Origin of the sequence: Pedobacter glucosidilyticus, assembly GCF_002483235.1 — a bacterium.
Taxonomy (GTDB): Bacteria; Bacteroidota; Bacteroidia; order Sphingobacteriales; family Sphingobacteriaceae; genus Pseudopedobacter; species Pseudopedobacter glucosidilyticum_B.
The window spans coordinates 194,818-215,057 of the sequence record NZ_DLHN01000024.1 but is presented as its reverse complement, the minus strand read 5'-3'; the positions used below and the strand labels follow the sequence as shown (position 1 = coordinate 215,057).

23 protein-coding genes are annotated in these 20,240 nt (G+C 33.7%); 18 read left to right on the top strand and 5 right to left on the bottom strand.

What is annotated here, in order from left to right:
* Positions 1–114: 114 nt before the first annotated feature.
* Positions 115–588 (bottom strand): 23S rRNA (pseudouridine(1915)-N(3))-methyltransferase RlmH, encoded by a 474-nt coding sequence (gene rlmH / locus B2745_RS10375; protein ID WP_304066143.1) that lies wholly within the window; start codon positions 586–588, stop codon positions 115–117.
* Between the two features lie 95 nt (positions 589–683).
* Here rlmH and B2745_RS10370 point away from each other — a divergent pair, with 95 nt between their 5' ends.
* From B2745_RS10370 to B2745_RS10325, 10 genes are all read left to right on the top strand, one after another.
* The gene (locus B2745_RS10370) at positions 684–2,513 is read left to right on the top strand and encodes a MutS-related protein (protein WP_304066140.1); all 1,830 of its coding nucleotides are present in this window, start codon (positions 684–686) and stop codon (positions 2,511–2,513) included.
* Positions 2,514–2,573: 60 nt separating this feature from the next.
* The gene (locus tag B2745_RS10365; RefSeq protein WP_304066137.1) at positions 2,574–3,149 is read left to right on the top strand and encodes an OmpA family protein; all 576 of its coding nucleotides are present in this window, start codon (positions 2,574–2,576) and stop codon (positions 3,147–3,149) included.
* Between the two features lie 210 nt (positions 3,150–3,359).
* Entirely contained in the window at positions 3,360–5,600 is a 2,241-nt protein-coding gene (locus B2745_RS10360; protein WP_304066135.1) for a sodium-translocating pyrophosphatase, read from the top strand.
* 922 nt (positions 5,601–6,522) lie between these two features.
* Entirely contained in the window at positions 6,523–6,768 is a 246-nt protein-coding gene (locus tag B2745_RS10355; protein ID WP_304066132.1) for an AbrB/MazE/SpoVT family DNA-binding domain-containing protein, read from the top strand.
* Positions 6,759–7,082 (top strand): type II toxin-antitoxin system PemK/MazF family toxin, encoded by a 324-nt coding sequence (locus B2745_RS10350; protein ID WP_304066130.1) that lies wholly within the window; start codon positions 6,759–6,761, stop codon positions 7,080–7,082. The genes B2745_RS10355 and B2745_RS10350 overlap by 10 nt, the downstream gene beginning before the upstream one ends.
* 243 nt (positions 7,083–7,325) lie before the next feature.
* Positions 7,326–7,973 (top strand): YdeI/OmpD-associated family protein, encoded by a 648-nt coding sequence (locus tag B2745_RS10345; RefSeq protein ID WP_304066127.1) that lies wholly within the window; start codon positions 7,326–7,328, stop codon positions 7,971–7,973.
* A gap of 142 nt (positions 7,974–8,115) precedes the next feature.
* On the top strand, positions 8,116–8,817 hold the full coding sequence (locus B2745_RS10340; RefSeq protein WP_304066124.1) for a thioredoxin domain-containing protein: 702 nt from the start codon (positions 8,116–8,118) through the stop codon (positions 8,815–8,817).
* A 75-nt stretch (positions 8,818–8,892) separates the two neighbouring features.
* The gene (locus tag B2745_RS10335) at positions 8,893–9,615 is read left to right on the top strand and encodes a pseudouridine synthase (RefSeq protein WP_304066122.1); all 723 of its coding nucleotides are present in this window, start codon (positions 8,893–8,895) and stop codon (positions 9,613–9,615) included.
* A gap of 49 nt (positions 9,616–9,664) precedes the next feature.
* Positions 9,665–11,116 (top strand): amino acid permease, encoded by a 1,452-nt coding sequence (locus tag B2745_RS10330; protein ID WP_026904349.1) that lies wholly within the window; start codon positions 9,665–9,667, stop codon positions 11,114–11,116.
* A 160-nt stretch (positions 11,117–11,276) separates the two neighbouring features.
* Positions 11,277–11,849, top strand: coding sequence for a MarC family protein (locus B2745_RS10325; RefSeq protein ID WP_026904350.1), 573 nt, complete (start codon positions 11,277–11,279; stop codon positions 11,847–11,849).
* A gap of 4 nt (positions 11,850–11,853) precedes the next feature.
* On the opposite strand, the gene B2745_RS10320 is transcribed toward B2745_RS10325, so the two are convergent.
* From B2745_RS10320 to B2745_RS10305, 4 genes are all read right to left on the bottom strand, one after another.
* Positions 11,854–12,339 (bottom strand): SRPBCC family protein, encoded by a 486-nt coding sequence (locus B2745_RS10320; RefSeq protein WP_304066119.1) that lies wholly within the window; start codon positions 12,337–12,339, stop codon positions 11,854–11,856.
* Between the two features lie 48 nt (positions 12,340–12,387).
* Positions 12,388–12,861: a ribonuclease H-like YkuK family protein gene (locus B2745_RS10315; RefSeq protein WP_026904352.1), complete on the bottom strand. Its 474-nt coding sequence runs from the start codon at positions 12,859–12,861 to the stop codon at positions 12,388–12,390.
* Positions 12,862–13,231: 370 nt separating this feature from the next.
* Positions 13,232–13,963: a family 16 glycoside hydrolase gene (locus B2745_RS10310; protein WP_304066116.1), complete on the bottom strand. Its 732-nt coding sequence runs from the start codon at positions 13,961–13,963 to the stop codon at positions 13,232–13,234.
* Between the two features lie 255 nt (positions 13,964–14,218).
* A complete protein-coding gene (locus B2745_RS10305) occupies positions 14,219–14,557 on the bottom strand; it encodes a single-stranded DNA-binding protein (protein ID WP_026904354.1) in 339 nt (112 codons plus the stop codon).
* Positions 14,558–14,754: 197 nt separating this feature from the next.
* Here B2745_RS10305 and B2745_RS10300 point away from each other — a divergent pair, with 197 nt between their 5' ends.
* The 8 genes from B2745_RS10300 (at position 14,755) to B2745_RS10265 (ending at position 20,142) form a co-directional block, all read left to right on the top strand.
* Positions 14,755–15,105 carry a DUF2116 family Zn-ribbon domain-containing protein gene (locus B2745_RS10300; protein ID WP_304066113.1) on the top strand — a complete coding sequence of 117 codons (351 nt, stop codon included), beginning with the start codon at positions 14,755–14,757 and terminating at the stop codon, positions 15,103–15,105.
* A 287-nt stretch (positions 15,106–15,392) separates the two neighbouring features.
* Positions 15,393–15,920 carry a hypothetical protein gene (locus B2745_RS10295; protein WP_304066110.1) on the top strand — a complete coding sequence of 176 codons (528 nt, stop codon included), beginning with the start codon at positions 15,393–15,395 and terminating at the stop codon, positions 15,918–15,920.
* A gap of 192 nt (positions 15,921–16,112) precedes the next feature.
* Positions 16,113–16,799: a hypothetical protein gene (locus B2745_RS10290; protein WP_304066107.1), complete on the top strand. Its 687-nt coding sequence runs from the start codon at positions 16,113–16,115 to the stop codon at positions 16,797–16,799.
* 162 nt (positions 16,800–16,961) lie between these two features.
* Positions 16,962–17,615: a hypothetical protein gene (locus B2745_RS10285; RefSeq protein ID WP_304066105.1), complete on the top strand. Its 654-nt coding sequence runs from the start codon at positions 16,962–16,964 to the stop codon at positions 17,613–17,615.
* Between the two features lie 4 nt (positions 17,616–17,619).
* Positions 17,620–18,195 (top strand): hypothetical protein, encoded by a 576-nt coding sequence (locus tag B2745_RS10280; RefSeq protein WP_304066102.1) that lies wholly within the window; start codon positions 17,620–17,622, stop codon positions 18,193–18,195.
* Positions 18,196–18,412: 217 nt separating this feature from the next.
* Positions 18,413–18,763 carry a type II toxin-antitoxin system RelE/ParE family toxin gene (locus B2745_RS10275; RefSeq protein WP_304066100.1) on the top strand — a complete coding sequence of 117 codons (351 nt, stop codon included), beginning with the start codon at positions 18,413–18,415 and terminating at the stop codon, positions 18,761–18,763.
* Positions 18,760–19,065: a helix-turn-helix transcriptional regulator gene (locus tag B2745_RS10270; RefSeq protein WP_304066098.1), complete on the top strand. Its 306-nt coding sequence runs from the start codon at positions 18,760–18,762 to the stop codon at positions 19,063–19,065. The genes B2745_RS10275 and B2745_RS10270 overlap by 4 nt, the downstream gene beginning before the upstream one ends.
* 453 nt (positions 19,066–19,518) lie before the next feature.
* Entirely contained in the window at positions 19,519–20,142 is a 624-nt protein-coding gene (locus tag B2745_RS10265) for a DUF6088 family protein (protein WP_304066095.1), read from the top strand.
* Positions 20,143–20,240: the final 98 nt, after the last annotated feature.

The window sequence follows — 20,240 nt, the reverse complement described above, 5'->3', positions numbered from 1 at the left end:
GCAATAAAAAAGATACTCACTACTATAGATAATATCCAAAACAGACGTTTTTCTTTGCTACTTTGCTCAGTCTTAAAACGATATTTTCTTTTATATCCCAACATAAATTTCTTTTTATTCGTGATGATAAGGTTCTCCCTTAAGTATTGTAAAGGCTCTGTAAACTTGTTCTATAAAGAAAAGGCGCACCATTTGATGTGAAAATGTCATCTTAGAGAGCGATAATTTATCATGTGCTCTATGGTGTAAGCTGGCATCAAATCCATAAGGCCCACCAACAATAAAAACTAAATTTTGTACACTGGCAATCATTTTTTTATTCATAAAATCTGCAAAGTGCATAGAGCTTAGTTCTTTGCCTTTTTCATCAAGCAAAACTAAATAATCACTATGGTTAAGGTGTTTGGCAATCATTTCGGCCTCTTTTGCTTTTTGCTGATCTTCACTTAAACTTTTAGTCTTCTTGAGTTCAGGGATTTCTATCAACTCAAATTTGATATAGTGTTTTAACCTTTTAAGATATTTTTCTATCCCTTCTAGGATGTATTTATCTTCTGTTTTGCCGACGGTTAAAAGGGTAACTTTCATTTTTAAGTGTTGTTTGTAAAAGCAATTTGCCTTTTCTGTTTTAAGAGCTTAATATGGTAAAATGTTTTAATATCTTGCCTTAAAATTTTATAATCATGTTAACAACTGATATTCTACAAGATTATCAATTACAAATTTCGAGCCTTACGGCACAAATTAAATCCTTAAAAAAAATCATTAATCAGTATGCTTATGGTCGCTTAGCTTTGTTTTTATTGGCCATTTTACTGGTTTATATATTCTTTAATGCGGGCTTAATTGCTGTAGCTGTTATAGCTTTATGTTTGTTTTTAGGTTTTCTGATATTGGTGAAAATTCAACAGAAAAAAACAAACCTGCTGGTTTTCAAAGAAACTAAACTAAAACTCTTACAAAATGAAGTAGAAGTGCTTAACGGTGGTAAAAATATATATGATGATGGCCAAACTTTTAGCTCTGCACAGCATGCTTATACAGATGATTTGGATGTTTTTGGTGCACAATCTTTGTTTCATTACATCAACAGATGCGTTTCTACCCAGGCAAAAGCACTTTTGGCTTCTTGGATGCAAGCCCCCGCACAAATAGCTATCATAGAAGCCCGACAAGAAGCCGTAAAAGAACTTACTAACTTACAAAAAGAAGGTGTTGATTTTAGAACACGTATATTTTTACTTGAGCCAAACTTGCTAAACCAATTATCAAATTTTATAGCTCATGATTTAGCTACTTTACTAAAGTTCTTAAACAGTAAATCATTAAAATATGCAGTCAGGATTTTACCTTTTATTAATCTTTCTGTATTAACTGTTGCCTTGATTTGGGGTGGTATTTGGTGGAGTATCTTAGGTATGGTATTGTTGTTAAACGGTGTTTTTTATGGTTTTTTTAAAAATAAAATAGATATTTTACACCTCAGGGTAGAGAAAGCAGCCAACGCTTTAGACGGTTATGCCCAAAACTTACAATGGATAGAGCGTAAACATTGGAGCAATACTTTAATGAAAAATTTGCTCTCCCAAATACATCAAGAAGTACCTTTAAGCTTGCAACTGATAAGCTTGGGTAGTATATTGGTAAATCTCAACTACAGATTAAACATGCTGGTTGGTACTTTCCTTAACCTTTTTTTGCAGTGGGATTTAAAAGTGCTTTTTAAGCTCCAGAAATGGCAAAACCAATATAAAAGCAGTATTGTTAATGGTTTTGAGGTGATGGTGGAGATAGAAACTTTATTAAGTTTATCAAATTTAGCCCACAATCATCCTCATTGGATATACCCTCAAATATCATCCGTATATACACTAGAAAGCAAAGCATTAGGACATCCTTTAATTCCTTTCCATAAACGGGTAAGTAATGATTTTTCTTTAGCTAAGCACCCTACAACAGATGTTATCACCGGCTCTAACATGGCTGGTAAATCCACATTCTTAAGAACAGTAGGGGCTAATATGGTTTTAGCTTTTGCAGGTGCTAAAGTTTGTGCCACAAGTTTCAATACCTCGGTTTTTAATTTGGTAAGCTATATGCGGATTAAAGACTCTCTACAAAATCAAACCTCAACATTTAAAGCAGAAATTGATAGGTTAAAAATGATTTTAGATTTTACACAGCAAAAAGAGCAAACTTTTGTATTGATAGATGAAATGCTTCGTGGAACCAATAGTAAAGATAAATATTTAGGCACCAAAGTATTTATTAAGAAGCTGATAGCACAAAAAACACCTGGTTTTATTGCTACTCACGATTTGCAAATAGCTGATTTAGAACAAGAATATCCGCAACAGCTTAGGAATTTCCATTTTGATATACAGCTTCAAGAAAATGAAATGTATTTTGATTATAAAATAAAACAAGGTAAATGCGAAACCTTTAATGCTTCGTTACTTTTAAAAGCCATTGGTTTAAATATTGATGATGATATTTCTATAGTAACAAAATAAATAGTATAAAGCTTAGTTTGTATACATAATGTTTAATTTCGAACCATAAATAAAGAAAGAATGAAGACAAAATTAACCTTAGTGGCATTATTAGCCATCGCAATTTTTTACAGTTCGTGTAAATCTAAAAAAGTTGTAGCACCAGCAGCACCAGAACCTGTAGCAGAAACACCTGCACCAACGCCACCACCAGCGCCAGTGGTAAAAGATACAGATAATGATGGTATTCCTGATGATAAGGACCAATGCCCAGAAGAGAAAGGGACAGCAAGTACAAACGGCTGCCCAGAAGTTGTAGAACAAGTCTTCAATTACCAAAACATTCAATTTGAGTTTAACTCATCTGTATTAAAAACATCTTCTTATGAAGTTTTAGATGGTATAGCTAAAATGATGAAAAGTAAACCCGATACTAAATTTCAGTTAAATGGTCATTCATCTGCAGAAGGTACCGAGCAAAGAAACATGATGCTTTCTGTAGATAGGGCAAATGCCGTTAAAGCTTATTTGGTAAATAATGGTATAAAATCTAGCAACTTAGTTGTTAAAGGTTTTGGCGAATCTAGTCCATTAGTATCCAATGATACAGAAGCTGGAAGAGCAAAAAATAGAAGGGTAGAAGTAAAGCCTTTGTAAATTAACCAGCCAATAAAGATTTTCCTAAAAGGGGTGTGGGTAAACCATACGCCATTAAAAGAAGCGAGTTTTCTAATTTCGCTTCTTTTTTTTGCTCAAAAAGCTATACACACAGCTATAATAATATCCCTAAAAATTTGCTTTTATCAAATACCCTGCTAAATTTGGTATATTACAATTATAAACCCTTAAAAAAAACCGATTACATGTATGGAATTCTTACAAACTAATTTAATTTATGTTGTACCAATATTAGGTCTTATTGGTATTCTCGTGATGATTTCTAAATCCATTTGGGTATCTAAGCAGCCTTCAGGGGATGAAAAAATGACCGAGCTTGCTGGCTACATAGCAGATGGTGCTATGGCATTTTTAAAAGCAGAATGGAGAGTATTAAGCATCTTCGTATTATTTGCAGGTATTCTTTTAGCTTACTCGGGCTCAATACATGAAGTTAACGGAAAAGAAATACACTCTAGCTGGATTATTTCTATAGCCTTTGTTATTGGTGCAGTTTTCTCTGCAACAGCAGGTTATATTGGTATGCGTGTAGCTACAAAAGCAAATGTAAGAACAACACATGCAGCTCGTACCAGCTTAAAACAAGCATTAAAAGTTTCTTTTACTGGTGGTACTGTAATGGGCTTAGGTGTTGCTGGCTTGGCAGTTTTAGGTTTAGGAGGTTTGTTTATCATTTTCCTCTCCATTTTTGCTGATTTAGGTGAACATACCGTAAAAACAGCTATTGAAGTATTAACAGGTTTCTCTTTAGGTGCAGAATCTATTGCGCTTTTCGCTCGCGTTGGTGGTGGTATTTATACCAAAGCTGCCGATGTAGGTGCCGATTTAGTAGGTAAAGTAGAAGCCGGAATCCCGGAAGACGATGTACGTAACCCTGCTACCATTGCCGATAACGTAGGCGATAACGTAGGTGATGTTGCCGGTATGGGTGCCGATTTATTTGGCTCTTACGTAGCAACCATCCTAGCAACCATGGTATTAGGACAAGAAATCATCGTTACAGATAATTTTGGTGGCATGTCGCCCATATTATTACCTATGGTCATTTGTGGTTTAGGGATCATCTTTTCTATCATCGGGACATGGTTTGTAACCATTAAAGACGAAACCTCAAACGTACAAAACGCCTTAAATTTAGGTAATTGGTCATCTATTGTGATAACCGGAATAGCTTCTTATTTTATTGTGATGTGGATGTTACCAGAAACCTTAAACCTTAGAGGTTACGAGTTTTCTAGCATCAATGTATTTTATGCTATTATTGTAGGTTTAGTGGTAGGTACCATCATGAGTATCGTTACCGAGTATTATACTGCTATGGGTAAAGCTCCGGTAGACTCTATCGTACAACAATCTTCAACCGGGCATGCAACCAATATCATCGCAGGTTTATCCGTAGGTATGAAATCCACCGTCATCCCAATTTTGGTATTAGCAGCTGGTATCATGACCTCTTACTACTTCGCTGGTTTATACGGAGTAGCTATTGCTGCTGCTGGTATGATGGCTACAACCGCTATGCAATTAGCTATTGATGCTTTCGGCCCAATTGCGGATAACGCTGGTGGTATAGCAGAAATGAGCCAATTACCGCCAGAAGTACGCGAGCGTACAGATAATTTAGATGCCGTTGGGAATACCACCGCAGCAACCGGAAAAGGTTTTGCTATCGCTTCTGCAGCCCTTACCTCACTAGCACTTTTTGCAGCTTTTGTGGGTATAGCCGGTATAGATGCTATAGACATTTATAAAGCCCCAGTTTTAGCAGGTTTATTTGTAGGTGGGATGATTCCTTTCATTTTCTCTGCCCTATGTATACAAGCTGTAGGAAGAGCTGCTATGGATATGGTACAAGAAGTACGTAGACAATTCCGCGAGATACCAGGCATTATGGAATATAAAGCCAAGCCCGAGTATGAAAAATGCGTTGCTATTTCTACCAAAGCCTCTATCCGCGAAATGATGTTGCCTGGTGCTATAGCCCTCATTACTCCAGTTGTGGTAGGTTTCATTTTTGGTCCAGAAGTATTAGGAGGTTTATTAGCAGGTGTAACCGTATCAGGTGTGTTAATGGGTATTTTCCAATCTAACGCAGGTGGTGCTTGGGATAATGCTAAAAAATCTTTCGAGAAAGGTGTTTTAATTAATGGCGAGATGTATTACAAAAAATCAGAACCACATAAAGCCTCTGTAACTGGCGATACTGTGGGAGATCCGTTTAAAGATACCTCCGGTCCATCTATGAACATCTTAATCAAGTTAATGTCTATTGTATCTTTGGTAATAGCACCTTACATAGCCATTAACGCAACCACGCCAACAGCACAGGTTAAAGCTAAAACAGAACATTGCCAAACCGCTATGAAAAGTGGCGAAATGAAAGCATGTTGTGCAAAACCGGGCATGGCTGATAGGTTTAAGCAGAAGTAATCGTTTAAATAATTTTAGAAAAGAGGATGTTCTTAAAAAGGCATCCTCTTTTTATTTGGAACAATATTTTGACGCTTTTGTAATTTTCTCCTTTGAATTTTACTTTTTGAGTTTTTTCTTTTTAATTTTTCCTTTTGAATTTTACTTTTTGAATTAATTTTATATCTTTATCACTAAAGTTAAATCTCCATTCATATAGCATGACTGGTTGGTAAGGACGATTCAACCTTTCCTATCCGTCATGTTGACCAAAGTGAAACATCTCACTATAAAAGCTTACAGCTTATAATTTCTTTCTACACATTAAAAAGCGAAGCTTCATTATCCAGCTTGATAAAGTAGATCATGATAAAGGAAATCTTCAAGCCAATGCATTTAGTCATCTTTCTATTTCATATTCTCAACTTCTTAAAGCATTTAAGCAATCTTATACTTTCCGCCTTCTGTATTCAGCCCTTCTCCCTACCATGTTCGAGACTTGTTCGGGAAATGGCCCTGTTTTTCCGAAGGTGTTACGAAGGTGTCTGGGAGAAGCACCGAAGGTGATATGGATAAAACGTGGATAAAAGGTGGGGTATAGGTGGGCTATACGTGGACTTAAGGCAATAAATTTTCTTGATGATATAGTAGTTGTAGAAAAGATTAAACAAATATAGTAAATATAGAAAGATGATTAAAATCAAATGAGATATAAATAGAAAAGCCAATTGTGTTTAAGAACAATAAAATCTTTATTTTCACACAATAAACAGGAAGTATTAATTACAAGGAACAAACATCCCTTAAACGAAATTAGGCTAATTATCTATCTTAGACACAGATATAAGCACCAGCTGTTAAAGGTATTTAACAAAATATTAGCCATCAAAAATTTTAAAAAACAAATTGTTTGTAATAACTTTGTAATTACATAAATACAAATATGGAAGTTTCAATTATTAAAATAGGAAATTCAAAGGGGCTTAGGTTAACCAAAGCAATTTTAGAAAAGTATAACATCACAGATAAAATAGAATTGATTCTTGAAAAAGGACAAATCATTTTGCGCCCAATTTCAGAACCTCGTAAAGGCTGGGATAAAGCATTTCAAAAGATGCATGAAAATGGTGATGACCAGCTTCTAATGGACGATGTTTTTGAGGATGAAAACTTTGAAGAATGGAAGTAAAACAGTATCAGATAGTTTTGGTTAATCTCGACCCAACTTTGGGTAGTGAAATTCAGAAAACACGACCATGTGTAATTATCTCGCCAAATGAAATGAATGACAATCTGAGAACTGTTGTTATCGCACCTATGACTTCTTCAAACAGAAGATATCCGACCAGAGTAAAAGTTAAACATAACAATCAAGAAGGTTGGGTGGTAATTGATCAAATAAGAACAATCGATAAAATTCGTATTATCAAAAAGTTTGGTTCACTCACAGAAAATGAAATACTTGAATGTAAACGTGTGATTAGAGAAACATTTGTTGATTAAAGTATGTCTGCCAACATACAATTTTCTACAATTAAAACAGTAAATTCTTAATCTCTCAAAACTTCTCCTCTATGATTTTAGAATGAAACTGTTTCTTTTTAATTAATAAGAGCATTATAGAAAGATTGGTCATAAGAGCTGTTTTTGAAAATTAAGTTTGTTTCATCTTTGAAAAGAAGAACCAAATTTTTCCTTAATTTCATCCTAATAAGTACAAAATATCTACACAAAAAGAAACTTGTCATGAACATCACACTAAACCCACAAGTTGATAAATATTTAATAGATGGATGTATGCGCTGTAAATATGGCGCAACGCCTAAATGTAAAGTTAATCATTGGCGGGAGGAACTTGAACTACTCAGGCAGATTGTTTTAGAAACTGGCCTTACAGAGGAAATAAAATGGGGAGCTCCGGTTTATACCCATCAAGGTAAAAATGTGATTTTGGTAAATGCTTTAAAAGAATCGGCAAATATTGGCTTTTTTAAAGGTGCATTGCTGCGTGATGAAAATCAAATCTTAGAACAACAAGGTAATATACAAGCTGCTAGAATCATCAGGTTTAAAAACGTTGATGAAATTGAAAAAGTAAAAGCTATCCTAACAGCTTACATACAAGAAGCCATCGCTTTAGAAGAAAGCGGACAAAAAGTAGAGCTTGAAAAAAATCCAGAACCTATTCCAGGAGAATTGATAGAGGCTTTTCAAGAAGACAAAGCTTTTGAGAGCGCCTTTAACGCTTTAACCCCTGGTCGGCAAAGAGCTTATATCATCCATTTCTCGCAACCCAAACAAAGTCAAACACGTTATAGCAGGATAGAAAAGTATAAAACTCAAATCTTAAATGGTGTAGGTTTACACGATGAATATAAAAAACGCGTTAACTAAATAACTTTAGCTGAAGCTATTGCCATTTTAGAAACACAGATATTACAAAAACATAAACCATAATACTGCAACTTTGTAAAATAAGTGATTAATAAAACACATTAGTTCTTATTAAAAATAAACATCATATTAAATTTTTTAGATGAAAACTATTTTATATCCAATATGCCTTTGCTTATTTATTTTTTCTGGTGTAAATGCACAAACCAAAAATAAGTATGCACTAGAGGCAAAAGATTTTATGTCAAAAATAGAGCAAGTATCTGATGCCCCCATTATAGATGTTAGAACTGCAAAAGAATTTTCTACGGGTCATTTAAAGGATGCCAAAAATTATGATTTTTCTGCGGGTAATTTTCAACAACAACTATCCGCAATAGATAAAACAAAGCCTGTATTTGTTTACTGTTTAAGTGGGGCAAGAAGTGCTTCTGCGGCTGCGCAAATGCGAGCTAAAGGTTTTTCAGAGGTTTATGAACTACAAGGTGGCTTAATGAAATGGCGAAGCCAAGGTTTACCAGAAGTTGGCGAAAAAAGTAAAAATTTAGGTTTAAGTTTAATACAGTTTCAAAATCTTTTAAATACAGATAAATTAGTTTTGGTTGATTTTTATGCAGATTGGTGTGCCCCTTGCAAAAAAATGGAACCTTATCTAAAAGAAATTGCAACAGATATGGAAGCTAAAGTTGTTGTATTACGCATCAATGCAGACGATAGTAAGGAGTTATGTAAGCAACTTGGCGTAAGTGCATTGCCTGTTTTGCAACTTTATAAAAATCAAAAAATGGTATGGAGCAATATCGGTTTTATTGAAAAAGAAGCGGTACTAAAGCAATTAAACTAAAAAAACTTTATTCAAAATTGCTAATTACCATCTCACAAATCTAATAAGAGGCTAAATATTCATAATTTGCGAGCCATGCTAGAGATTATTTACCAAGATGAGTATTTAGTAGCCATCAATAAACCCCATGGTCTATTGGTCCATCAATCGCCAATAGCCAGAAATGCAGAAGAGTTTGCTTTACAATTGTTGAGAGATCAGCTGCAAAAACACGTATGGCCGGTGCACCGTTTAGATAGAAAAACCAGCGGTCTACTTCTTTTCGCTTTAAATAAAGAAACGGATAGATTAATGCAGCAACAGTTTATGGAGAATAAAGTCCAAAAAAAGTATCTGGCTGTATTACGCGGCCACAGCCCTGATGAACTTTTGATTGATTATCCACTGAAAAAAGAAAATGGTACTTTACAGGATGCCATTACCTATTTTAAAACTATAGCCAGAACAGAAATTCCGTTAGCAATAGGTAAACATCCAACTTCTAGATACGCGTTGGTAGAAGCGCAACCACAAACTGGGCGTATGCACCAATTGAGAAGACATTTTGCTCATATTTTCCACCCCATTATTGGCGATCGACCACACGGTTGCAACAAACAAAACAAGTTTTTTAAAGAGCATTTTCAAATGGAAAGTATGCTATTACATGCTTCCTATCTAAACTTTAAACATCCTATTAGTCAGGAAGATATTCATCTAAAGGCTAACCTACAGCCAGAATTTATAAGAACCTTAAGTTTTTTAAATTTTAACCATCAAGAATTAGAAAAATTATTTGGTGCTCATCTATTTTGCTAAAATTTAATCTATATTAGATAAACAAACAATCCAAAACAGAGATACATTTATGTTTAATAAGAAACCACTAGCTATTTTAATGAAAGAAACGCAGACCGAGGGCGGTTTAAAACGAACCCTTACTGCAAATAATTTAATTTCTTTAGGTATAGGAGCTATTATAGGTGCAGGTATATTTACTTTAACGGGTACAGCAGCAGCACAACATGCTGGTCCGGCGGTGGTATTATCATTTATCTTGGCTGGCGTTGCCTGCGCTTTTGCAGGCTTATGCTATTCAGAATTTGCATCTATGATTCCTATTGCAGGCTCTGCTTATACCTATGCCTATGCCACCATGGGCGAGTTTATTGCATGGATCATTGGTTGGGATTTAATTTTAGAGTACCTGTTTGGCGCCTCAACGGTAGCCGTAAGTTGGTCGGGATATATGGTTAGTTTCCTCAAAGACTTTGGTATAAGCATACCTGCTTCTATTGCTCAGGCCCCATATAATTACGATTCTACAACCGGTGTTTTTACAGCTACCGGTGCAGTAATTAATTTTCCCGCTATATTTATTGTAGCTATCATAACCACTTTACTGGTTGTTGGTATTAGCGAATCAGCCAAGTTTAATAACATCATTGTAGTAGTTAAAGTAGCTGTCATCTTATTGTTCATAGGTTTTGGCTTATTTTACATCAATAAAGATAATTTAATTCCTTTTATTCCTGCCTCAGAAGGGCCGGGGGCATTTGGCTTTGATGGTATAGTACGTGGTGCTGGTATTATTTTTTTCGCTTATATTGGTTTTGATGCTGTTTCTACAGCTGCCCAGGAAGCCAAAAATCCTCAAAAAGATATGCCTAGAGGTATCTTAGGCTCTTTAATTATTTGTACCATCATTTATATTCTGGTTGGTTTAGTGATGACAGGTATGGTTAATTATAAAGATTTAAATGTACCAGACCCAGTAGCAGTAGCTGTAAATGCAGGTGGTGAAAGTTTATTTTGGTTGAGATTTCCAATTAAAATTGGTGCTATTGCAGGTTTAAGTTCAGTGATATTGGTGATGCTTATGGGGCAACCACGCATATTTTATTCTATGTCTAGAGATGGCTTATTACCTAAATTTTTCGGAAAAGTTCATCCTAAATTCCAAACACCATACATCACCACCATATTAACAGGTTTTTTTGCGATGTTAATGGCAGGTTTTGCACCTATAAATTTATTAGGAGAACTAGTTTCTATTGGTACTTTATTAGCTTTTGTTATCGTTTGCGGTGGTATTTTAGTGTTAAGGTATACCAATCCAGATATTCCTAGACCTTTTAAAACACCTTTATTTCCGGTAGTACCAATTTTAGGTATTTTAGTTTGTTTATACTTAATGCAAGGTTTACCTTGGCATACTTGGGAGCGTTTATTAATATGGATGGCTTTAGGCATTATCATCTATTTTGCTTACAGCAGAAAACATTCATTACTTAGAAATCCGGAGAAAACAAACGAATAATTAAGAAATAGAAAAGAGAATGTCTTAAACATCATAATTATCGCGTGAAGCTTAGTCGAAATGCTGTTTGATTTACTCAGAAAATGTTTCGACTCTGCTTACTTAACATAAAAACGTTAATTTGAGGTATCCTCTTTAATTTTATCAAACCTATTTTGTTATGAATAGCTTTTTCAACTTTAACGAGATTTTATCAGTAACGATGATTTTATTTGCTATCATCGATATATTAGGTTCTATCCCTGTTATCGTACAGCTTAGACAAAAAGCCGGTCATATACAATCTGAAAAAGCTAGTTTAGTTGCTTTAGTATTGATGATTATATTTTTATTTGTTGGGGAAGCACTACTCAAAATTATTGGTTTAGATATATCATCTTTTGCAATTGCTGGCTCTTTAGTGATATTTTTTATCGCTATGGAAATGATTTTAGGAATTAACTTCTTTAAAGAAGAAATTCCTGAAACCGTATCTATTGTGCCTTTAGCTTTTCCTTTAATTGCAGGTGCTGGTACCATGACTACCTTGCTTTCTCTAAAGTCAGAATATCAAACACAAAATATTGTTGTAGGTATTTTTTTAAATATTTTGTTTGTGTATATCATTTTGAAAAACACGCTAAGGTTAGAAAAATTATTTGGTACAACAGGCTTGCATATTTTAAGAAAAGCCTTTGGTATTATTCTATTAGCAATTGCCATAAAACTTTTTAGAAATAATACAGGCTTGTAAGATGCTAAGCAAGAACAGGCAACTCGTATTTTCCGAATAAATTATTTACGGCTTGCTCTCTAAACTCAAAAATTTCACGAGTTTGTTTACCAACTATTATAGCGTTAGCTAAAACACCTATAGGGCCAAACGGAATGCCATACATCAGTTTATCCGTCATTAAAACCCCACCCTCAATTTCTTCAAAATGGTGTTCGTGATGCCAAAATTTAAACGGACCAAAACGTTGTTCATCAATAAAATATTGATGCTCTTTAACAGCTGTTATTTCAGTCATCCAATCCATTTTAATCCCAAATAATGGAGAAACTTTATAGGTAATAATCATGCCTTCATACATCTTTGTTTGTGCTGTATAATCAGACGTGATGATGAAATTCATACCCGGAGGGGTGATTTTTGCCAAATTTAAAGGCGAAGAAAAAAAGTCCCATGCTTGTACCAAGCTAATAGGTAATTTCTGACTAAAGTTTAGTGTGTAAGTTTTCATACAAATGTTTAAACAAACATTCGTATTTAAAGTTTGCCTTTGTTATTATTATTGTACCATCTTATTGGCACAAGCAGAACTGGCAAAAGCTTCTGGTTTAGCTTTAAATACAAAACCCATACTTAAGATATAACCCATAGCTTCATGTAAAGCAGCATTAGACTTAAATTGAGGGTTGGTATTAATATCAGCATGAACTTCCAGATCCACATCATATAAGTCTAGTAAATCACATAAAGTGTAAGCAGTTTCAATAGATTTTTGAACCTCTGTAAGCATTCTTTCCTTAATGCTCATTTTTTGTGTACTTCTTTCTTGATGGATAAACATGAAACCGCCTTTTTGCTCTCTTAAAAATACAATAACAGTAGCAAAATCAGTAATGTTACCTTTTACCTGAGAATCTGTACCGATACAAACTTTTAATTTGTTACCTGCTTCATATTCTCTTTCAATAACTTTTTCTACTTCTTCGAGGATGGAGGAATGAATCACTTCTCCGCTAAATTTTTTCCAGGTCATATAATTCTTTCATTAAAGTTTATTTGACCATGCTTTTTAATGGTCTATAAAATTAAGTAATTGATTTTCATATTTTTATAAAATTCCTATTATTTAATTGTTAACAAATATTAGTTTATTAACAATACGCTTTTACTAAGGTTTGTGTAATTATAATTTGTGTGATAGGCATTTTTTCATATCAATTTTTAGATTTTATTCAGGTACAGCAGGTACGTATCCTCACTTCATCTATTTTAGGTAACAGATACTGGTTTTTTGACATGTTTAAAGGTTTATAGTTATTAATCTTAGCAGTATAAATAACTATAAACCGTGTTTTAGGACTGGTAAATGGCAGAAATATAAAAAATCAAAAAAGCTTTACTTGCTATTTTTTTAAAGCCTCATAAACCCTAAACTTTCTCAATTCATGTGGACTGGTACCAACACCTAGAGAGATGCTATTTTTAGGTATTCCAAATTTTTCGTGAGTTCCAATAACAGTAACACCATTACAGGTGGCTCTTACAACATCACCCATGAGTTCTAAACGTAAGGTATACCATTTCCCTGGTTCAAAATTAGCTGGTTTGTTCATCACGGTAGTGATAACACCTGGTTTCCATTCATCATGTTCTAGTACCATACCTAATGCCCGCCCAGTATTGTTAGCATTTGCCCAAACAGAAGCTGCATAAGCTCTTGGATTAAGCTGTGGGTTTGTTGCAGAAATTCTACAAGCAGACCATTTACCTTCTTGTGCAAAAAATCTAAACTCTAATTCTATAATGGCATCTTTAAAATTACCTTCATAGGTAAGTACAGGCATGTGACCACTTTCAAAAATGCTTTTTACGGAATTATTTTCTTGCTTCCATTGAGCATGATTAGCCCGTACCCGCCAACCTTCGGCCACTTGTTGGTATTCTTTAGAATAAACCATGCCGTTGTTAAAATCGTCCTTAAAAATGAGTTTACCTTTTTTCGCAATTGGCGCATCTTTTTCTTTTTTAAAAGAGGTTTTCTCAAACTTCTGTTGACTTTCCCCGGTAATACTTTGCATTCCCGATAGGGCAAGCACACCGCATAATAGCAGTGGCGTAATGAAAATTTTCTTCATTTTATTTTTTGATGAATAGGTTTAACAAAGTCACCCGGGGTTGTGACTATCGATAGCTAAAGTAGTAAATAACATTCAAAATATCACAGGTTTGAAATTATTTCTTAAAGGAGCTATTTCATCTTTTTTCAAAGAATTATTTCATCAATAAGATGATTTTTATTGCCAGATTAAAACCAAAATATAAAGGAGGTCTATCACACCTTGATAAACCACCTTTATAAGGTTTACTAGATAGATAAGTATTTCTGATAATTACTTTTTATCTAACATTAAGATTTCGCTTACGACAATTTCAGTAGAGTAGCGCTTGATACCTTCTTTATCTGTATAAGAATTATTAACCAGCTTTCCGGAAATAGCCACTTCACTACCTTTTTTCAAATACTTTTCTGCAATACCAGCTTGTTTATCCCAAAAAACCAATTGATGCCATTGGGTTTCCTCTACTTTTTCTCCTTTATCGTTTTTATAAGTCTCGTTGGTAGCAATGCTTACACGAGCCAATTTTTTCTTGGTTTTTGATAACTCTTTTACTTCTGGGTTAGCGCCTAAGAATCCAATTAATGTTACGTTGTTTTTTAAAGTACTCATGATCTTAATTTTTAAAATGTTAATGTTTCTTGATGTTTAATGACCAGTTAGCTTTATTGCCAACCGACGATACAAAGATGTAGAGCTACCAGAAAATTAGCCGGATATTAAACGGATATATCCGTATATACCCGGGTATATACGGATAATTTGATTAAATCAACTTAAGTATTATCTTAGTGTTTAAACTTATACCTATGAGTAAAAATTGTCTAGACTGTGGTAAGCCTATCATAGGCAGAATTGATAAGAAATTTTGCGATGACCAATGCCGCAGTAATTATAATAACAAGATTAAAAACAAAAATAACAGTTTTATAAAATCGGTAAACGCTATTTTACTGCGTAATAAAAGGATTCTGGAAAAGCTAAATCCCGAAGGAAAAACTAAAACCACCTTAGAAAAATTACAAAAAGCGGGTTTTAATTTTTCTTATCATACCCATCAATTTGTAACTCAAAAAGGCAGTATTTATACTTTTTGTTATGATTACGGCTATTTACCTTTGGAAAATAACTGGTATTTGTTGGTGAGGAAGGTGGAGTAGGAGGTGAAGTATACACACGCTGACTTTAAATGAATTTTTAGTTTTACTTTTAAATTTTTCTTTATCATCATTTCTATCTTCATTATAATTTCTAATTAATTATATATCTTTATTGCAGAAGTTCATCTATCCTTATGAGTTTTATACCTGATATTATCGATTTCAATTTTCATTAATCATGAGCTTAATCGAAAAATATGCGCTATAGGATAGGGGATATTTGCTTGTTAGCGGCAAGGCCTTATGAGCAACCTACAACTTAACTGATTGATAAAAATAGACACAAAATGACTTACGAAAAAATACCCATAGTGAGTATATTGACATTCTTTTCGACTTTCATTCTCGTCGTTTTTTTTGGACTATACATTTTTCTGACTTTTTACAACAAACGGACACGAACTGCGACAGAAAAATTTATTAAACAAGCAAAGGATTTAAGTCCGACTGTTTTTCAAAGCATAAAATTACGCTACTGGACAACAAGCGGACTAAGGAAACAGATTTATCCAGACAACCTTTGCGACCTTTATTTGTTTGAAAACTGCCTTGCTATCGTTCGTAGACAAGATTTTATCTTCAAAGTTTTCTTTGCCCCTATCATCCTTACTTCAGACATTTTAGCAACAAAAAATATGTTTGACAATCTTGACACTTACAAACTAGACCGCATCACTTTCAAGAAAATTGTAAAAGGAGAAGTTGACATTAAGCTTACCGATTCAATTTACAAGCATTATACAATTGACATAACACTAAAAGGACTGACAAGCGAACAGACGAACCAACTTGAAAAAATTAAAAACTGGTGTTGACAATTATGACAATAACAACTCAGACAGAGACTGGCCCAGCCGCTAACAAGGGCTTAGCGATAGCGGGCTGACAGTGGTTAATTGAAGAGTTGTGCTTCTTTTTACATTTGTGCTTGCCGACAAGTTAGTGCTTCTAAATGCCCGCCATCGCCAAGCCCCTGTCCGTTAGCTGTCATACTAAAAAACTAAATCATGAAAATAAAAGAAGACTTTATAAAAGCAATACTTAGCAAGGAAATTAGAAATTATGCTCGTGAAATGTTTAATTCTGACTTTGAATATAACGGGAACAAAGACAAAATGCCAGTTGATATGTTTGACATAAGCTTTCGTTTATTCAAACCAAATGCGACAAATGTGAATTTAGAGTTTTTAGCAGTTTCTCCTCAAGGGAAATATTTTCAGCCAATTGGATTCTATGATAAAGAAGACAATGTGTTCATTTTAAATGAATTTTTAGATTCTTATAACGAACTTTTCTCTTTAGGACAAATTCAAGAGAATGTAAAAAAGCTTGACCTTAAAACGAATGCAGTAATTGCAAGCTTTTCGATGACAACTGCAAGCCTTGCTTTTCAAACTTTACAAGATTTTAAAAATAATGGATGGAATGATGAAATAAGAGGTTCTGTTAATATTCCTGGTTATATGAGGTACGACAAAAAATTCAAAAATAATGGTTTTAATTGCAATCTACTTTTCTCAAATAATGGTTATCCTCAATTTTATCTTGACGACGAATATGGCTTAGAAGACGCTATAGGTGCATATATTGAAAATGAGAATGGAAGGTTCATGATTCACCCCACGACTCCATATAAAAATTCATTCGACATACTAAATCACATGTCTTTACTAACCGCTTTTAAAAAAATATAAAAGTACGTCAGCTAACAACAAATTTGTATTATAATGGCTGAACTGCTTTACGTTAATTCATCGCAATTAACTAAGTTTATACGAGCAGACAAGTTTGTGCTTTCTATGCCATTACAACACAAATTCGCCAAACGTTAGCGGTAATTTTAACAACATAATATAATGACAAGTTTTGCAAGATATTACACCGACAATAGGCTATATGACTTTTCAATGTCTGACATTAAATTGCTTATTACTGATGAAGTAAACAAGGAAAAACTAGCAGACATAATTTATAATAGATATTATAGCCGTTATTTGAAACTATTTTATTTTACTACACCAAATAAGAAACAATACACACAGACTGTCGAGGGAAGAGACATAGTTAAAGAATTAAATGAATACAACACAGAATTTAAAAGCGGTTTTGCAATAATGACAAATTGTTGTTTACTTATTGAAACAATTGCTACATATTTCGAAGGCCAGAATGCAAGTACTAAATCGGGTACTGAAACCTTTAACATAATATTCAGAAAAGCAAATGACTATCAAAATGACTTAAAAAAATTCGAGAATAAGGCATTTTACAAAAATATACGTTGTGGACTTTTGCATCAAGGAGAAACTTACGGTAAATTTAGAATAAGGCGCACAGGAGTTTTGTTCGATGAAACTAACTTTGTAATTAACGCAAATCTTTTTTGTGACAAATTAAATGACTTTCTAAAATCTTACAGGGAAGAATTGAAGATGGCTAAATGGGATAGCGAGTTATGGGATAAATGTAGGGTAAAACTTAGACACATAATTCAAAATAGTAACTTTTAGTAATATGAAATATTTAGTTCTAGCATTAACGCTTCTTTTTATTAGCTGTAATATTAGCTCAAACAAACAAAATGTTGAATATGAGAGTGAAGAGACACAAGACAATGAATATCAGTTAAAGTTAGACTCTTTTAATTTTAAAGGTTTTATGATGGGAATGAAACTTTCAGAGATAAAAAGCCTTTTAATAATCCAAAGAAAGGATAACGATATACTTTACGCAAAAGTAAAAAACCCTGCGAAATATACAATTTTCAAACATCAACCCCATAAAATAGAGCTTGCTTTTTTTAAAAATGAACTCTATAAAATTATCATTTATACAGAACATGATTTATCCTTTAAAGTGGCGGAGAAATTCGACTTAGAAAAGTGCAGATTAGGAAGTTTTATAAGTGCCGAAAATGAAAACTTATCCATAAGCTATGATATAGATATGGCATCTTACGATATTAGTAACAAGTCAAATAAAAAAACTTATAATTTTATATTAGCCAATCGTAAAATCTCAGCCAAATTAAGCGAGGCGCAAAAGAGAATAGATAATGCTAAAATGGATGAAATAAACTCTGACTTTTAAACTACCGCTAACAACAGGTTTAAAAAATTGCGGGCGAAGTGCTCTCACTTCCTTCATCACTTTTTATTTAGTTTTGTGCGGTGCGACAGAGATTCTGCAAGTAATTTCGCAATTTCTCAAACCTGCCAATCGTTAGCGGTAAGCGTACAAAAAATCTCGACCGAAATTAAATATCTGCAGACTTGGAAGTTGATAACTTTTGAGTTAACTTTACGCAATGAATTCTCAAAGACAAATCATTTTTTATGAACACTATTTCACTGACTTCTATTTGAAGCAAACCGAAAAGGTGCAAGAAAAAATTGAATACGTTTTTAAGATTGTGAGAACTGTGCAAAATATCCCTAAAAAATTCCTTGACCACATGACAGGAACTGACGGACTTTATGAAATAAGAATTGAATTTGAAAGTAATATTTATAGAATATTTTGCTGTTTTGACGAAGGAAATATAGTTATTCTGTTCAATGGCTTTCAAAAGAAATCCCAGAAAACACCGAAAAAGGAAATTGACTTGGCATCGAAATTAAAAAAGGAATATTTCAATTCAAAAAAGGAAAAATTATGAACAAAGAAAATCTAAGAAATGCTAAGAACTTTGACGAGTTATTAGATATTAAATATGGAAAAATCGGAGCCAAAAAGCGAGATGAATTTGAAGAAAAAGCTCAATATTTTGTAATTAGTGAAATGTTGAAGGAAGCTCGAAAAGAGGCAAATATGACACAGGAACAATTAGCTGACAAAGTCGGAACAAAAAAAAGTTATATTTCTAGACTAGAAAACGGAAAATGCGACATTCAACTTTCGACACTTTATAGAATTTTCGAGTTTGGGCTTGGAAAACGAATAAATTTACTTTTCGGATAAAACGCCTACCGCTAACAGCAAATTTGTTTAAAAATGGCTGACGGTGGTTCACGTTAATTCATCAGTTATTTAATTAATTTAGTACGGTGCGACAATGGTTATGCAAGTAATGCCATTTCTGCGCAAATTTTCAAACCGTTACCAGAAATGTTAAACGACCACAAAATCAAGACTGACAACACTTGGCAATGACAGAGTTAAGTAAACGACACTTGATTTCAGATAATGAACTTATAGAAAGTTTGATTAATCAATTTTCAGTTGTAAGTAATGACAGTGACAATTGGACAAAGACTTTCCTTGACAGGACAACTAATGATGTATCAATTATCTTTGTACTACAATATAGAGAATGAAAATAGCTGAATACATAGCATTTACCATAGATAGGCTGCCCAAAGGCTATGTGTTCACCTATGCCGATTTTACTACAGAGGTGAGCCAAAAGAAGCGGTGATAAAAGCCCTGAACCGTATGGTAGCTTCGGGCAAAATTGCCAAACTATCCAAAGGTAAATACTACAAACCCGAAAATACCCCTTTTGGCAATCTTCAACCCAATCAGGCACAAGTAGTAAAAGATTTATTGGAAGAAAACGGAAAAATAACAGGTTATCTCACGGGTTATAGCATTTACAATCAGTTGGGCTTAACCACACAGGTAAGCAATACCATACAAATCGGGAAAAATCAAATTCGCCCCAATTTTAAAAGAGAACGCTATACGATTGCTTTTGTAAAGCAAAAGAACACCATCACCAAAGAGAATATTCCTTTGTTGCAGCTATTGGATGCTGTCCGATACATCAAAAAAATACCTGATGCCAGTATAGAAGCATCCTGCAAGCGGTTTTTAGTCATAATAAAAAACTTTACAGACAAAGAAATAAATACCTTAGTCCGCTTGGCATTAAAATATCCACCTGCTACAAGAGCTTTACTAGGTGCGTTGCTAGAACAATTACAACAGGGCAAAGCAGCTGAGCCACTTTTTAAATCATTGAACCCCATTACTAAGTACAAACTAACAGGTGCAGCGAAAGCAATATCCAACACCGAAAAATGGAATATTGTATGAACCTACACGAGAATAAAATTTAAAAATTTGGTTTATGGAGAATTACCAAAAGAAGAAGCTGTTTTGGAAACTTTAAAAATGATTGAAGAAAGATTGAA

Bases quoted from the DNA above. Each gene is read 5' to 3' on its own strand.
- rlmH (WP_304066143.1), bottom strand. From the start codon at position 588: ATGAAAGTTACCCTTTTAACCGTCGGCAAAACAGAAGATAAATACATC.
- B2745_RS10370 (WP_304066140.1), top strand. From the start codon at position 684: ATGTTAACAACTGATATTCTACAAGATTATCAATTACAAATTTCGAGC.
- B2745_RS10365 (WP_304066137.1), top strand. From the start codon at position 2,574: ATGAAGACAAAATTAACCTTAGTGGCATTATTAGCCATCGCAATTTTT.
- B2745_RS10360 (WP_304066135.1), top strand. From the start codon at position 3,360: ATGGAATTCTTACAAACTAATTTAATTTATGTTGTACCAATATTAGGT.
- B2745_RS10355 (WP_304066132.1), top strand. From the start codon at position 6,523: ATGGAAGTTTCAATTATTAAAATAGGAAATTCAAAGGGGCTTAGGTTA.
- B2745_RS10350 (WP_304066130.1), top strand. From the start codon at position 6,759: ATGGAAGTAAAACAGTATCAGATAGTTTTGGTTAATCTCGACCCAACT.
- B2745_RS10345 (WP_304066127.1), top strand. From the start codon at position 7,326: ATGAACATCACACTAAACCCACAAGTTGATAAATATTTAATAGATGGA.
- B2745_RS10340 (WP_304066124.1), top strand. From the start codon at position 8,116: ATGAAAACTATTTTATATCCAATATGCCTTTGCTTATTTATTTTTTCT.
- B2745_RS10335 (WP_304066122.1), top strand. From the start codon at position 8,893: ATGCTAGAGATTATTTACCAAGATGAGTATTTAGTAGCCATCAATAAA.
- B2745_RS10330 (WP_026904349.1), top strand. From the start codon at position 9,665: ATGTTTAATAAGAAACCACTAGCTATTTTAATGAAAGAAACGCAGACC.
- B2745_RS10325 (WP_026904350.1), top strand. From the start codon at position 11,277: ATGAATAGCTTTTTCAACTTTAACGAGATTTTATCAGTAACGATGATT.
- B2745_RS10320 (WP_304066119.1), bottom strand. From the start codon at position 12,339: ATGAAAACTTACACACTAAACTTTAGTCAGAAATTACCTATTAGCTTG.
- B2745_RS10315 (WP_026904352.1), bottom strand. From the start codon at position 12,861: ATGACCTGGAAAAAATTTAGCGGAGAAGTGATTCATTCCTCCATCCTC.
- B2745_RS10310 (WP_304066116.1), bottom strand. From the start codon at position 13,963: ATGAAGAAAATTTTCATTACGCCACTGCTATTATGCGGTGTGCTTGCC.
- B2745_RS10305 (WP_026904354.1), bottom strand. From the start codon at position 14,557: ATGAGTACTTTAAAAAACAACGTAACATTAATTGGATTCTTAGGCGCT.
- B2745_RS10300 (WP_304066113.1), top strand. From the start codon at position 14,755: ATGAGTAAAAATTGTCTAGACTGTGGTAAGCCTATCATAGGCAGAATT.
- B2745_RS10295 (WP_304066110.1), top strand. From the start codon at position 15,393: ATGACTTACGAAAAAATACCCATAGTGAGTATATTGACATTCTTTTCG.
- B2745_RS10290 (WP_304066107.1), top strand. From the start codon at position 16,113: ATGAAAATAAAAGAAGACTTTATAAAAGCAATACTTAGCAAGGAAATT.
- B2745_RS10285 (WP_304066105.1), top strand. From the start codon at position 16,962: ATGACAAGTTTTGCAAGATATTACACCGACAATAGGCTATATGACTTT.
- B2745_RS10280 (WP_304066102.1), top strand. From the start codon at position 17,620: ATGAAATATTTAGTTCTAGCATTAACGCTTCTTTTTATTAGCTGTAAT.
- B2745_RS10275 (WP_304066100.1), top strand. From the start codon at position 18,413: ATGAATTCTCAAAGACAAATCATTTTTTATGAACACTATTTCACTGAC.
- B2745_RS10270 (WP_304066098.1), top strand. From the start codon at position 18,760: ATGAACAAAGAAAATCTAAGAAATGCTAAGAACTTTGACGAGTTATTA.